This is a genomic window from Rhodococcus sp. 06-470-2 (assembly GCF_002258235.1).
GTDB lineage: Bacteria > Actinomycetota > Actinomycetes > Mycobacteriales > Mycobacteriaceae > Rhodococcoides.
The window spans coordinates 26,469-39,676 of the sequence record NZ_NOYB01000037.1 but is presented as its reverse complement, the minus strand read 5'-3'; the positions used below and the strand labels follow the sequence as shown (position 1 = coordinate 39,676).

Annotated in this window: 13 protein-coding genes; 5 read left to right on the top strand and 8 right to left on the bottom strand. The window is 64.2% G+C overall.

Annotated elements, in window-relative coordinates; genetic code table 11:
- Nucleotides 1–11: 11 nt before the first annotated feature.
- The 8 genes from CH276_RS20200 to CH276_RS20165 all read right to left on the bottom strand — a co-directional run bounded on the left by CH276_RS20200 (nt 12) and on the right by CH276_RS20165 (nt 7,800).
- Complete coding sequence (locus CH276_RS20200; RefSeq protein WP_094631474.1) at nt 12–770, bottom strand: SDR family NAD(P)-dependent oxidoreductase; 759 nt, start codon at nt 768–770, stop codon at nt 12–14.
- Nucleotides 767–1,969, bottom strand: a complete 1,203-nt coding sequence (locus tag CH276_RS20195; RefSeq protein ID WP_094631473.1) for an acyl-CoA dehydrogenase family protein — start codon at nt 1,967–1,969, stop codon at nt 767–769. The genes CH276_RS20200 and CH276_RS20195 overlap by 4 nt, the downstream gene beginning before the upstream one ends.
- 30 nt (nt 1,970–1,999) lie before the next feature.
- Nucleotides 2,000–2,959 carry a phosphotransferase family protein gene (locus CH276_RS20190; protein WP_094631472.1) on the bottom strand — a complete coding sequence of 320 codons (960 nt, stop codon included), beginning with the start codon at nt 2,957–2,959 and terminating at the stop codon, nt 2,000–2,002.
- A complete protein-coding gene (locus CH276_RS20185; RefSeq protein WP_094631471.1) occupies nt 2,956–4,164 on the bottom strand; it encodes an acyl-CoA dehydrogenase family protein in 1,209 nt (402 codons plus the stop codon). Before CH276_RS20185 ends, CH276_RS20190 begins: the two co-directional genes overlap by 4 nt.
- Before the next feature lie 25 nt (nt 4,165–4,189).
- Nucleotides 4,190–5,341, bottom strand: coding sequence for a thiolase family protein (locus tag CH276_RS20180; protein WP_094631470.1), 1,152 nt, complete (start codon nt 5,339–5,341; stop codon nt 4,190–4,192).
- Nucleotides 5,338–5,727, bottom strand: coding sequence for a Zn-ribbon domain-containing OB-fold protein (locus CH276_RS20175; protein ID WP_094631469.1), 390 nt, complete (start codon nt 5,725–5,727; stop codon nt 5,338–5,340). The genes CH276_RS20180 and CH276_RS20175 overlap by 4 nt, the downstream gene beginning before the upstream one ends.
- Nucleotides 5,728–5,775: 48 nt before the next feature.
- Nucleotides 5,776–6,564, bottom strand: a complete 789-nt coding sequence (locus CH276_RS20170) for an enoyl-CoA hydratase/isomerase family protein (protein ID WP_094631468.1) — start codon at nt 6,562–6,564, stop codon at nt 5,776–5,778.
- Nucleotides 6,565–6,666: 102 nt separating this feature from the next.
- Nucleotides 6,667–7,800, bottom strand: a complete 1,134-nt coding sequence (locus tag CH276_RS20165) for an acyl-CoA dehydrogenase family protein (protein ID WP_094631467.1) — start codon at nt 7,798–7,800, stop codon at nt 6,667–6,669.
- A 91-nt stretch (nt 7,801–7,891) separates the two neighbouring features.
- On the opposite strand from CH276_RS20165, the gene CH276_RS20160 reads away from it, so the two are divergent.
- From CH276_RS20160 to CH276_RS20140, 5 genes are read left to right on the top strand one after another with little or no spacing between them, the layout of a single operon-like run.
- Nucleotides 7,892–8,263: a nuclear transport factor 2 family protein gene (locus CH276_RS20160; RefSeq protein ID WP_094631466.1), complete on the top strand. Its 372-nt coding sequence runs from the start codon at nt 7,892–7,894 to the stop codon at nt 8,261–8,263.
- On the top strand, nt 8,260–8,637 hold the full coding sequence (locus CH276_RS20155) for a hypothetical protein (RefSeq protein WP_094631465.1): 378 nt from the start codon (nt 8,260–8,262) through the stop codon (nt 8,635–8,637). The genes CH276_RS20160 and CH276_RS20155 overlap by 4 nt, the downstream gene beginning before the upstream one ends.
- A gap of 40 nt (nt 8,638–8,677) precedes the next feature.
- Nucleotides 8,678–9,889 (top strand): acetyl-CoA C-acetyltransferase, encoded by a 1,212-nt coding sequence (locus tag CH276_RS20150; RefSeq protein WP_094631464.1) that lies wholly within the window; start codon nt 8,678–8,680, stop codon nt 9,887–9,889.
- Between the two features lie 36 nt (nt 9,890–9,925).
- On the top strand, nt 9,926–12,118 hold the full coding sequence (locus tag CH276_RS20145; RefSeq protein WP_094631463.1) for a 3-hydroxyacyl-CoA dehydrogenase NAD-binding domain-containing protein: 2,193 nt from the start codon (nt 9,926–9,928) through the stop codon (nt 12,116–12,118).
- A 16-nt stretch (nt 12,119–12,134) separates the two neighbouring features.
- The gene (locus tag CH276_RS20140; RefSeq protein ID WP_094631462.1) at nt 12,135–13,178 is read left to right on the top strand and encodes an ABC transporter substrate-binding protein; all 1,044 of its coding nucleotides are present in this window, start codon (nt 12,135–12,137) and stop codon (nt 13,176–13,178) included.
- Nucleotides 13,179–13,208 lie beyond the last annotated feature (30 nt).

Here is a 13,208-nt window from a genome sequence, read left to right as displayed (position 1 = left end):
CGAGTGATCGGTCAGTACACGGCGGTACGGCCGCCGTCGACCGGGATGATCGCGCCAGTCGTGTACCCGGCGTCGTCCGAGGCGAGATGAGTGATCAAGCCGGCGAGCTCGTCGGGCCGCCCCAGCCGTCCGGCCGGGAGCCGGTCGACGATCTTGCCGATGAACTCCTCGTCCCAGTTCTCGGACATGTCGGTGGCGAAACCGCCGGGCATCACACAGTTGACACGCACCGTGGGCGCGTACTCCTGGGCGAACGCGCGGGTCAGCGCATTGAGCCCGTTCTTGGCTGCCGCATACATCGCCTCGGGTGGGCTGGGTCGCTCGGCACCGATGCTCGAAATATTGATGATCGACCCACCTCCGGCAGCCGCCATCCGGTCCCCGGCCACGGCCATCAACCGGAACGGTCCCTTGAGATTGACCTCGATCGTCTTGTCCCACAGTCTCTCTGTGACCGACACGAGATTCTCCGCCAGCGGGGCGATCCCGGCGTTGTTGACGACGATGTCCAGGCTCCCGAAACGGGAAATGATGTCGTCGACGGCCGGTTCGATGCTCTCCCAGTGCCCGACGTGCAACGCGTACGGATGCGCACTGCCCGGGCCTGCGTCACCCAAGCTCGAGACAGCGCTCTCGCAGGCCTCGAGCTTGCGGCTCGACACGATGACCGTCGCGCCCGCGTCCTTCAGTCCACGTGCAATCGCCAGACCGAGCCCACGGCTCGCCCCTGTCACCAGGGCGACCTTGCCGTCCAATTTCGGCGTACTCATGCGTACCTCTTCACTTCGAGTCGGGCGATGGTCCGCAGATGGACCTCGTTGGGGCCGTCGGCAATCTGCAGAGCTCGGGTGATGGCATAGAGCCGAGCGAGAATGGTGTCGTTGCTGACTCCGGCCGCGCCGTAGGTCTGCACCGCTCGGTCGACGACCTTGTGGGCCACCTCCATCGCAGCCACCTTGATGGCCGCCACTTCCGAACGAGCCGAGGCATTTCCGGCGGTATCCATCAACCAGGCCGACTTCAACACCAACAACCGGATCTGGTCGATCTCCATGCGGCTGCGGGCAATCCACTCACGTACCACACCTCGATCGGACAACGGTCCGCCGAATGCCTGCCGAACGAGCGAGCGCCGACACATCATTTCCAGAGCGCGCTCGGCCATGCCGATCGCCCGCATGGCGTAGTGCATGCGGCCGGGCCCGAGCCGTCCCTGGGCGATGGCGAATCCGTCGCCCTCCTCTCCCAGCATGTTGGCGGCGGGCACGCGCACGTCGGTGAACTGAACTTCGCCGTGGCCCAGCCGATCCTGGAACCCGAACATGGGCAGGTCGCGCACCACTTCTACGCCGGGGGCGTCGGCCGGAACGAGAATCATGCTCTGCCGGCGGTAGGTGGAACTGTCCGGATCCGACTTCCCCATGAAGATCATGAGCTTGCAGTCGGGATCGAGAACGCCCGAGGTGTACCACTTTCGGCCGTTGACGACGTACTCGTCCCCGTCACGCGTGATGGTCGAGGTGATGTTGGTGGCGTCCGAGCTGGCGACATCGGGTTCGGTCATGGCGAACGCAGAGCGAATGGTACAGTCCAACAACGGCTTCAGCCACTGTTCCTTCTGCTCCTCCGTGCCGTACATGGCCAGGATTTCCATGTTTCCGGTGTCGGGCGCCGAGCAGTTGATTGCCTCGTTGCCGATGATGGAACGGCCGACGATCTCGGCGAGCGGCGCGTACTCGAGATTGGTCAGGCCCGCACCGAGGTCGTCGTGGGTCATGAACAGGTTCCACAACCCCAGCTCGCGGGCGCGGGTCTGCAGATCCCGCATGATTTGCGGTTGCTCGTGCGGATTGTCGTTCGCGGCGATCTGAGCGTCGTAGACACTCTCGGCCGGATAGACGTGGTCGTTCATGAATGTCTCGAGCGTGGCCGACAATTCGGCCGTCCGCTGTGAGTAGGAAAAGTCCACTTCCGTGTGCTCCTGTCGAGTGATGGTGCGTCAGCGCGCGAGCAATGCGGTGCCGGTGTCGATCAACCTGCGGATGGTCGCGGGCAGCTTTTCCTGATCCGGGTCGATGTGGCGCCCCTCGCGGTGCCGACGCAGGTTGTGGCCCATGATCGCTGCCATCTTGAGCCGTCCCAGGGCGTCGAACCATGTCATGTCCGGCAGCGCCGGACCGCTCCCGGTGTAGCAGGCGATCAGTTCGTCGGTACTGGGCAGACCGGGCACGTCGCGGCCGACACCGGGAAAGTTGGTACCGTCGGCGAAGACGAGAAACCATCCCAATTCGACGCGTGGATCACCTGCGCTCCAGATCTCCCAGTCGATCAGAGCCGCCGGCTCGAGACCGTCGGAGATGATGTTTCCCAACCGGTAGTCCCCGTGGACGAGTGTGGGTGTGATCGCCGCCGGAATGTCTCTGCGAAGCAGTCGAACCAACTCGTCGGCACCCTCCACGAGTTCCACCGGAACCGCGGCGAGCGTCTTGGACCACCGGTCCAATTCATCCGCAGGCGAGAGGATGTCGCCCGTATCGGGAATGTCGGCGAGCGGCACGGCATGCAACGCCGGCAGCACTTCTGCGGCTCGCCGCATCCGCGCGGCCGCGATACTCGGTTCCACCTCGGGGTCGTCGAGCACCGGTTCGAGCGACTCTCCGACGACGAGCTCCATCGCGAACCACGCCGGTTCCTGCTCGTCGACCGCCACGATTGCCGGTACCGGCACATCGGTGTCGGCGAGCGCGCGCAGAATCGAGGCCTGCCGGAGCATGTCGTGCCGCCCGACCGACCGTTGTCCCTCCGGGACCGCCTTGACGACGAAGTCGCCGTCGGACGTGCTCACTCGATAGGTCAATCCGGAATGTCCACCGAGGAGCGGTTCGAATGTGCTGACGGTGACGCCGAGCTCGGCGTCCAGCGCGGCGGACACGCGTGCGCGCAGGGAGGATTCGGTCATGGTCGCGGCTCTCTCGGCAGACCGAGCACACGCTCGGCGATGATGTTGTGCTGAATCTCGTCGGTACCGCCCGCAATTCGATACCCCGGGGCTCCGAGCAGGTGCTCGGACCAGGCGAAGGTGCCCCAGCGATCCGAGTCGGACGTCAGATGACGACCGAGCAGCAGACGCGCGACCTCGGAAGTTCTGGCCATCGTGTCGGTGGCAAGAAGCTTTCCGAGCGAGGCCTCCGGCCCCGGGTCGTTGCCTGCGATGACAGCACCGGCCACTCTCATGTTGCCGATCCGCTGGACGAAACTACGCGTCACCAGATCGGCAACCGCGTCGCGCTCGATCTCGGTCAGCTCACGGCCGAGGTTCTGAGCAAGGGCCACAGCGCGATCCGCATTCGCGAGCCCGAGATTTCCACCGTCCAGGCGTTCGGCCGCCAACACAGTCAGGGCAACCTGCCAGCCCTTGCCGACCGGACCCAGCCGATAGTCGTCACTGAGGTGTACCCCGTCGAGATACACCTCGTTGAACGAGCTTCCGCCCGTCATCTGACGAATGGGACGCACATCGACCCCGGGCGCGTCCATCGGAACCAGGAACATCGTCAATCCGGCGTGCTTGGCGACGGTGGAGTCGGTCCGGCACAGCGCAACTCCGTAGTCGGCGACACGGGCACCCGATGTCCACACCTTGTGACCGTCGATCGTCCACGACCCGTCCTCCGCCTGGGTTGCTCGCGTCCGGACCGCGGCCAGGTCGGAACCGGCTTCGGTCTCGGAGAACAACTGGCAGGCAATGATGTCAGCTCGGAGCATTGCCCGGACGTACTGGGTACGCTGCTGTTCGGTTCCCCACTGCGCGATGGTGGGTGCCACCAATTGTTGGGTGACAGAGAACATCTCGGTCCTCTTGGGAACGTCGAACGTGTCCTCGACGCGCCGGAAGGCGAGCACGTACGACAGCGGTAGGTCGCGGCCACCGTACTCGACCGGGGAATTCAACGCGCCCCATCCCGCATCGAACTTCGCCTGCTCGTAGGCGGCAATCCGGTCGGTGTGCGCCTGCTCTTCCTCCGCGGTCCAGTTCTCGAAGACGGCGACCGTATCCGGCCCGTCGCCCCACACCGAGTCGGTACGTGGCGCTGCAACGGTTTTCAACCATGCGGTCGCCTGCTCGCCGAACTCGTCGATGTCCGGAAACGTTCGTTGTGTCACTGCATTGCCTCTGGTTCGTCTCGGGTCAGACAGTCAGCACGGTGCAGGCACTGATGCCCGGTGCGCCGTACACGTGGGTGAAACCGACTCGCGGAGTACCGGGGACCTGGCGTTCGCCGGCTTCGCCACGTAGCTGGGTCACTATCTCGTGCACCTGGCGCAGACCGGAGGCTCCGATGGGTTCTCCGTTCGCGATGCAACCGCCGTCGGTGTTGATCGGCAGGCGTCCACCGATGTCGGTTTCCCCGGCCGCGATCATGGCTTCTTGCTCGCCGGGCTCGCAGAACCCGCATTCGGCCATGTGCATGATTTCGGCACCGCTCTCGGTGTCCTGAAGCTGCGCGACGTCGACGTCACCCGGAGCGATGCCGGCCTGCTCGAAGGCCGCACGTGCCGCGTCGGCGCTGACACTGGTGGGTTCGCCGGCCCCCTGGACGGAGGGGCTGAAGACCTCGAAGGATCCGAATCGGCGGGTTCGGTGGGTGATGGCGGCAATCTTCACGGGCCGACCGGTGGCTCGCGCGACGTAGTCCTCGCCGGCCACGACGATGGCAGCCGCTCCCTCACCCGGTGAGCAGAACATGTACCGCGTGAGTGGATCGTTGACCATGTCGGCTTCGGCGATGGTCGTGGCATCCATGGCCTCGCGTCGCCAGGCGTTGGGGTTGAGAACTCCGTTGCGATATGCCTTTTCGGCGACCAGGGCCAGCGTCCGACTCGAGATGTCGTGCTGACGCATGTAGCGGGAGATCTTGGCACCGAAGAACTGGGTGGTGACCATCAGACCGGCCTCGCCGTAGCCGTCGGGGAGTCCCCACTCCGCCGGTCGTGGGTCGAACGCGCCACGCGGATGCTTGTCGAATCCGACTGCGAGAGCGACGTCCGCGGAGCCCGAGCGCACGGCGTTGACCGCCGAGAACAACGCGCTTCCGCCTGTTGCGCAACCGTTCTTGACGTTGGTGAACGGGATGCCGGTGAAACCCAGTTCGGCGACGAGAGTGTCGGCCAGACCCGAGCCGTCACTGCCACCGAACGCGACCTGCACGTCCGGCCAGGCCACTCCTGCATCCATCAGTGCGTTGCCGATCGCGGTGACGGCCATCTGCCTGCCGGACACTCCTGGCTGGCGGCCGAACTTCGACAGGCCGGCACCGATGATCGAAACATTTTGTGTCACTGTGTGATTCCTGTCGATTCCGGTTGCGTGCCGAGTGTGTCGACAGCAAATCGGGGCACCGGCGCGGTGGACGTCAGACGCACCGGTGCCCCATCCAGTTCGTCGAAGCTCTCACAGTCGATGATCGCTTCGATCTTGATGCCCTCGGGCAGTTCCACGTAGCCGACTGCGAAGGGAACGAACCCGCCGGCCGGTGGCACGTAGGGAGGAGACTTGGGCGCGAAACGCTGAATCGTGTAGGCCCACAGGGTTCCTCGCGTACTCAGCGTGATGTTCTCCGCAGTCGGTGTGGCGCACCTGCTGCACATCGCACTCGCGGGGAAAGCCACGGTACTGCACACAGTGCACCTGCTGCCCTCGAGTGCGACGGCCGTTGCCTGCTCCATTGATGCTGCCTTTCGGGCTGTTCGGTCAGAACGCGGACGTGGAGCGGATCAGCGCCCGACCCACTTGGGCTCACGCTTCTCGAGGAATGCGGTGACGCCCTCCTTGCCGTCCTCGGACTGGAGCGCATTGCCGACTGCGAGATGCTCCATGACCATGAGCGACTGGATGTCCGCATCCAGACCGCGGTCGATGCACATCTTGGTCAGCTTCATCATGAACGGGCTCTTGTCAGTGAGGTTCCCGATGAACTCGTCGACGGTCTTGTCGAGGTCCGCGGCCGGCGCGGACGCATTGATCAGGTCGAAGTCCACCGCTTCCTGGCCACTGAGGAGCTTGCCCGTGAGCATCAGTTCCTTCGTCTTGCGGATGCCGATCATGCGGGGCAGGCGGTAGATGGGGCCGGCACCACCGAACAATGCACGGCGGATGTGGAAGTCGCCGATTCTTGCGTCGTCGGCCGCGATAGCGAAGTCGCACGAAATCATCAGTTCGAAGCCACCGGCGGTGACGTAACCCTCGAGCACCGCAACGGAGGGAGTGTTCATGGAGTACAGACGATCGCACACCTTCGCCGACAGGACGGCGACGTCCATGGCGGTGGTGGTGCCGATGAAGTCCGACAGCAATTCGTCGAGGTCGAAGCCCGAGCAGAAGGTGTTGTTGACTCCGCGGAGCACGAGAACCTTGAGGTTCGGATCGTTGTCCACCTCGACGATGATTTCGTCCAGGCGATGCAGCAGCTCCACCGTGACAGCGTTCTTCTTGTGCGGGCGGTTGAGCCAGACGCGAGCGACGTCGCCGTCCTTCTCCAACAGAATGTGGTCGGTGTCGATCATGAGACAGCCTTTCGAGAGTGCAAGTTGAACTGGATTCACTTCAGTATTGATCATCGAGGCGATGGCGTCAATAGCCGATCCCCGGCGACCGCGGCCATCGGTCTAGACGGCAAGCAAATCGGCGATCCGCGCCCGATGAGACCGCGAATCACCCTGCAGTGCCTCGTTTCCCAGAACTCGACGGAAGTAGCTGTGCGCCGAGTGCTCCCACGTGAAACCCACTCCCCCGTGCAGCTGCACGGCCTCGTGGGCCGCGTGCACCGCGGCGTCACTGCACACCGCACCCGCGACGGCAATCGCCAGCCGGGCCTCCTCGGGATCCTCGTCGTACACCGCTGCGGCATATCGGGCGGCCGATCTGGCCCGCTCGAGCTCGATCAGCATGTCGGCCAGGCGGTGTTTGATCGCCTGAAACGAACCGATGGGGCGGCCGAACTGATGACGCGCCTTGACGTGGTCGAGCGTCATCTGCAGCAGGGCATCGGCGATACCGGTGTTCTCGCACGCGAGCGCCAGAGTCGACACGTCCTGTATTCGTGCGATCGCCTCGGCTGCGCGAGCGGTCGGAACCAGAAGCGTCGCCGCGGCTCCATCGAACGAGATGTCCGCCTGACGCCTGGTGGAGTCGACAACACGCCGATCACGCACTGCAGACGCGCTTGTCGCCGACACTGCGAAGAGTGCAGCCCCTTCTGGACAGCGGGCGCTGACAACGATGAGATCGGCACCACCACCTCCGACCACGAAGCGTGCCTGTCCGCTCAGAACCCAACCGTCGCCGATTCGGTGAGCGTCGAGGTCGTCGGACTCGGCGGTCAGCGCGCTCACCGCAGCGACCGTGGTGCCGTCGAGAAGTTCCTCGAACACGTCCGAATTGCCCGCCTCCATCACGGCGCGAACACCCACGGCTGCATGCTGATAGACGGGTTCGACGGCGAGAGCGCGACCGCACTCCTCGAGGATGATGCCCAGCTCCACCATTCCGTAGCCGAGTCCGCCCGACTCCTCGGGAACGGCGAGGGCAGTCACCGACATGTCGGTGACCAGTCGTTTCCACAGATCGACCGAGTAGCCGGGAGTGGAGTCCGCTGCGGAACGCACCTGTTCGATCGTCGAGTACCTGCCCAGAACCCCACGGATGGTCTCGCGAATCTCGGCCTGTTCACTGCCGGGCGTCAGCGCCGATGGTTCCGAACGAGGCCAGGGGACTTGCGCGTCGCGGTGTGATGATGTCATGTCGCTCCACTCGAGTTGAATTCAGTTCTTTCTCGAACCATAACGTCTGAAACCCTCGACAAACAGGGTTTGCCTGAACTAAGTTCAATTCATGTCACTGGAGATAGTGGAGTACTACGCCACCCTGGACGCCGGCCACCTGGACGAGGCGGTGGCAATGTTGTCGGCGGACGTCGAATTCTCGATGATCCTGCCGGGCGGGGCGAATCGAAAGACCGGGCGGGCCGCCATGCTCGAATACCTGGCCGGCCGGCCTCCCGTCGATCGCAAGCATCGAGTTCTTCGATCGGCCGTCGACCACGACCTGCAATTCGTGCACGGTGCGGTGACCGAGGGAGATCGAACGACGGGCTTCTTCGTCGGAGTCATGCGAGTTCGTCCGGACGGCCTCATCGACCGGTACCAGGTCTCTTTCGATGCCGAATTCACCCTCCTCGATACCGATGAAGGAGATCGACGATGACGTCGAACATGCACCCGACGCCCACCTTGCTCCGCTGGTTCGAGTACATGGATTCCGAGGATCCGGACCGGGTCCTCACCATGATTTCAGCGGACTTTCGTATGTCGGTCCAATTCTCCAAGGGACTCGGCGAGGCAGCCGAGTTCGTCGGCGACCGAGACGGTCTAGTCGCATACCTGCAGCAACGTGAGAAGAGCACCCTGGTCCATCATCTCGATCGCGGCGCATCCGTCGACGGCACCGAGATGGTGCTGGGACGGACCACCCGCGACGGAGCCTTCGAGGCGTCGTTCAACGCCTCGGCCCAACTCGACGACAACGGGCACGTCCGACGGTTGCTCATCGCCCGCACGCCGGAACTGGCGTTCGACTGAAGAGCCGCACGGCTCGCGCCACAGAGAAGAAAAGAGCGAGATGTCAGAGCACGCACTGATTTTCGAGGCCATTCGCACGCCGAGAGGTAAGGGCCGCAACGGATCGCTGCACGGAGTGAAGCCGGTGAACCTCGTCGCGGGGCTGATCACCGAACTCCGCGCCCGATTCCCCGATATGGATCCGTCCGACATCGACGACGTCATCCTCGGCGTCGTCTCTCCGATCGGAGAACAGGGAGCGGTCATCTCCCGCGCCGCCGCGCTGGTGGCAGGCCTACCGGAATCGGTGCCCGGCACCCAGATCAATCGATTCTGCGCGTCGGGCCTCGAAGCGACGAATCTGGCGGCACAGAAGGTCGCCTCCGGGTGGGACGACCTGGTGATCGCTGGCGGCGTCGAGTCCATGTCCCGAGTGCCGATGGGCAGCGATGGCGGTGCCCTGTTCACCGACCCGGCCACCGCCTACGACCTTTACATCGTTCCGCAGGGAATCGGTGCCGATCTGATCGCGACGGTCGAGGGATTCTCCCGTCACGATGTCGACACGTACGCGGTGGAGTCCCAGCGACGCGCCGAGGCAGCGTGGAATGCAGGCTATTTCAAGAAGTCCGTCGTTCCTGTCGAGGACTTCAACGGCGTCACTCTGCTCGATCACGACGAGCACCGCCGCCCGGGCACCACGACGGACAGCCTGGGCAGATTGAAGCCCGCCTTTGCCGCGCTGGGGAAGGCAGCAGGATTCGACGACGTGGCTCTGCAGAAGTACGTCGATGTCGAACGCATCGATCATGTGCACACCGGTGGGAATTCGTCGGGCATCGTCGACGGTGCTGCGCTGGTTCTCATCGGAAGTGCCGCGGCCGGTTCGCGCGCGGGCCTGGTTCCACGCGGCCGCATCGTGGCCACGGCCCAGGTCGGCAGTGAACCGACCATCATGCTCACCGGTCCGACCCCGGCCACAGTGGCGGTATTGAAGCGAGCGGGCCTGACCGTCGACGACATCGACGTGTTCGAGCTGAACGAGGCCTTCGCCTCGGTGGTGCTCAAATGGATGAAGGACCTCGACATCCCGCACGAGAAGACCAATGTCAACGGCGGAGCGATCGCGATGGGCCACCCGCTCGGTGCCACCGGCGCGATGTTGGTGGGCACCGTGCTGGACGAGTTGGAACGAACCGGTGGCCGATACGGCCTGATCACCCTGTGCATCGGTGGCGGAATGGGCGTTGCCACCGTCATCGAACGCCTCTGAACCGCCCATCGTCGACACACGAGAATACGAGAGAACATGAGCGAGAACATGATCGGGTGGGAACGCGACGCCGATGGCATCGTCGTCCTCACGATGGACGACGCAGGCAAGCGCGCGAACACCATGAACGACGCGTACATCGCATCGATGGCAGGCGCGGTGGAGCGACTCGAGGCCGAAAAGGACGACATCACGGGTGTGGTCATCACGTCGGCCAAGAAATCGTTCTTCGCCGGCGGCGATCTGGGCGACATGACGGCCGACCCGGGCGATGTCGACGAGCGGGACGTCGCCCGCGCCTTGACCGACCGAATCGACGGCATCAAGAGCGTTCTGCGACGGCTCGAAACTCTCGGGCGCCCCGTGGTGGCCGCGATCAACGGCGCAGCCCTAGGGGGTGGCTTCGAGATTGCGCTGCACACCCACCACCGCATCGCGGTGGATCAGCCGGGCACCAGAATAGGTCTTCCCGAAGCAACGCTCGGCTTGCTACCCGGCGGTGGCGGCATCGTCAGAACGGTCCGATTGATGGGACTCGATGCCGCCCTCTCGAAGGTGTTGACGAAGGGTCAGCAGCACTCGGTGGCGGACGCGACGAGGCTCGGTCTGATCGATGCCACCGTCGGCCGTCTCGACGAGTTGGTCCCGGCCGCGAAGGCGTGGATCGTCGACAATCCGTCGGCGGTGCAGCCGTGGGACGTCAAGGGTTTCACCATTCCCGGTGGTGCGCCGACCGATCCGGCCGTTGCCCAGAATCTTCTCGTGGCAACGGCATTGCTACGCAAGCAGCTCAAGGGCGCGCCCTCCCCCGCCCCGAGGGCGATCCTCGCCGCCGCGACCGAGTGCGCGTCGGTGGATGTGGACACGGCGGATCGTATAGAGACCCGCTACTTCGTCTCATTGATGACCGGTCGCGTCGCGCAGAACATGATTCGCGCGTTCTTCTTCGACATGCAGACCATCCAACGCGGTACCTCACGCCCGGCAGGCCACGACAAGTTCACCACCCGCACCGTGGCAATCATCGGTGCCGGAATGATGGGTGCCGCAATCGCATACGTCTGCGCCCGGGCCGGTGTCGAGGTCGTGCTCAGGGATGTCGACCAGGTCGCCGCCGATCGCGGAAAGAACTACGCGGAGAAGTTGGAGGCGAAGGCCCTCGAGCGGGGGTCGACGACCGCCGAGAAATCCGCGGCGCTGCTCGGCAGAATCCGGCCGACCGCGGACGCCGCCGACTGCGCCGCCGCAGATCTGGTCATCGAAGCCGCATTCGAGTCGGTAGATGTCAAGACACAGATCTTCCGCGAGCTCGACGGTATCGTTCCCGCGGATGTCGTCCTGGGCTCCAACACCTCCCAGCTCCCCATCTCCATTCTGGCCGACGGTGTGAGTCGACCCGAGAATTTCATCGGGATCCACTTCTTCTCACCAGCCGACAAAATGCCACTGGTCGAAATCATTCGCGGCAAGCGCACATCGGACTCGACGCTCGCGAAGGTCATCGATTTCGTCTTCCAGATCGGTAAGACCCCCATCGTCGCCAACGACAGCCGCGGGTTCTTCACCTCGCGAGTGATCGGCGCATTCCTGGACGAAGCGATGGCCGCGGTCGGTGAAGGCATCAATCCCGTCTTCGTCGAACAGGCCGGCGCACAGGCGGGCTATCCGGTCCCGCCGCTGCAGTTGATGGATCAGGTGACTCTCACGCTCTCGCAGAAGATCCGCAAGGAGAACGAACGCGCGGCGGCCGGCGAGGGCAAGCCACCTCGAACCCATGGCTCCGACGCGGTGATGAACAAGATGGTCGACGAACTCGGTCGTTCCGGGCGAACCGGGGGCGGCGGCTTCTACAGCTACGACGACTCGGGCGTGCGAAGTGGGATCTGGCCGGGCGTACGCACCGCCTTCGATTCCGGTTCCAGCCGGATCCCCCTCCTGGACATGCAGGAACGGATGCTGTTCGCCGAAGCGATCGAGGCCGTCAAATGTCTGGACGAAGGAGTCTTGACCACCGTCGCCGATGCGAACATCGGGTCGCTGCTGGGAATCGGCTTCCCTTCCTGGACCGGGGGCGTCATCCAGTACATCGACCAATACGACGGTGGGCTACCGGGTTTCGTCGATCGTGCCCGAGAGCTGGCGTCGAAGTACGGAGCCCATTTCGAACCGCCCCAGTCCCTGGTCGACAAAGCGACGCGCGGCCAGCGCGTCTACTCACTCGCATCCTGAACGAAAAGAGTGTGCCATGAGCACAATACGTCGATCGCTGCTATCCGCCGGAATCGTCGCGGTGACACTCGTCGCCGCGGCCTGCGGGCAGTCGTCGCAGGAAGCCGGTTCCGCACCGGTGCAGGGAACGTGGGACGACGTCGTGGCCGCGGCCGACGACGAAGGGAGCGTGCACCTGTACTCCACCCAACACCCTGAGAACCTCGCGGCGCTCGAGGCTGCCTTCGAGTCGAAATACCCCGGCATCGATCTCGAATTCACCCGCGGTAGCGATGTCGAGCTGAACCCGCGAGTAGAAACTGAAGCCCGCACAAACCGCGGAACAGCCGACGTACACATGCTCTCCGACCCGGCGTGGATCACCACCGCGTCCGAATCGGGCAACTATTCGACCGAGATCGTCGGCCCTGCGTTCGACGACCCGGCTTACGATCGGACCAGCAGTGTCCTCGGCGACGAGTTCTTCCTCACCAGCGCAGCGGTATTCGCACTCGGATGGAACACCGACGCCCTCCCTGCCGGGCTCTCGTCTCCGCAGGATCTGTTGGACCCGGCGCTGAAAGGCCGCATGGGTGTCGTGAATCCGGCAGGGTTTGCAGCAGTCGTCGACGAGTATCGCTTCTTCGACGAAAAATGGGCCGGTGGCGGCTTTCTGGACAAGCTTGCCGCTCAGGAACCTCGGGTGTATCCGGGCGCGTTGGCCGTGGCTCAGGCACTGAGCTCGGGCGAGATCGCCGCGTCACCGATGGTCCAGCCACTCGTCCGGGAAATGGAATCGGGAGCACCGGTGGAGTGGACGCTTCCCGATCCGGCGTGGGGCACCCCGTGGTATTCCCACGTGTTGTCCTCGGCTCCGCATCCCAACGCCGCCCAAGTGTTGGCCGACTTCATGGTCACCCCCGACGGACAGCGGGCTCTGTCGAAAGGCTACGGCAGCGCTCTGCCCGACATCGAGAACTCTGTCGCGTCGGCTCAGGACATTCCACTGCCCGATACGGATTCGCTGACGCCCGAGAAGGTCTCGCAGTTTCAACAGGAGTGGGAAAGCAAGTTCACCTGAGCGGTGCTCGGCCCCTCACAATCGTCGACC

Bases quoted from the DNA above. Each gene is read 5' to 3' on its own strand.
- CH276_RS20200 (WP_094631474.1), bottom strand. From the start codon at position 770: ATGAGTACGCCGAAATTGGACGGCAAGGTCGCCCTGGTGACAGGGGCG.
- CH276_RS20190 (WP_094631472.1), bottom strand. From the start codon at position 2,959: ATGACCGAATCCTCCCTGCGCGCACGCGTGTCCGCCGCGCTGGACGCC.
- CH276_RS20175 (WP_094631469.1), bottom strand. From the start codon at position 5,727: ATGGAGCAGGCAACGGCCGTCGCACTCGAGGGCAGCAGGTGCACTGTG.
- CH276_RS20170 (WP_094631468.1), bottom strand. From the start codon at position 6,564: ATGATCGACACCGACCACATTCTGTTGGAGAAGGACGGCGACGTCGCT.
- CH276_RS20165 (WP_094631467.1), bottom strand. From the start codon at position 7,800: ATGACATCATCACACCGCGACGCGCAAGTCCCCTGGCCTCGTTCGGAA.
- CH276_RS20160 (WP_094631466.1), top strand. From the start codon at position 7,892: ATGTCACTGGAGATAGTGGAGTACTACGCCACCCTGGACGCCGGCCAC.
- CH276_RS20155 (WP_094631465.1), top strand. From the start codon at position 8,260: ATGACGTCGAACATGCACCCGACGCCCACCTTGCTCCGCTGGTTCGAG.
- CH276_RS20150 (WP_094631464.1), top strand. From the start codon at position 8,678: ATGTCAGAGCACGCACTGATTTTCGAGGCCATTCGCACGCCGAGAGGT.
- CH276_RS20145 (WP_094631463.1), top strand. From the start codon at position 9,926: ATGAGCGAGAACATGATCGGGTGGGAACGCGACGCCGATGGCATCGTC.
- CH276_RS20140 (WP_094631462.1), top strand. From the start codon at position 12,135: ATGAGCACAATACGTCGATCGCTGCTATCCGCCGGAATCGTCGCGGTG.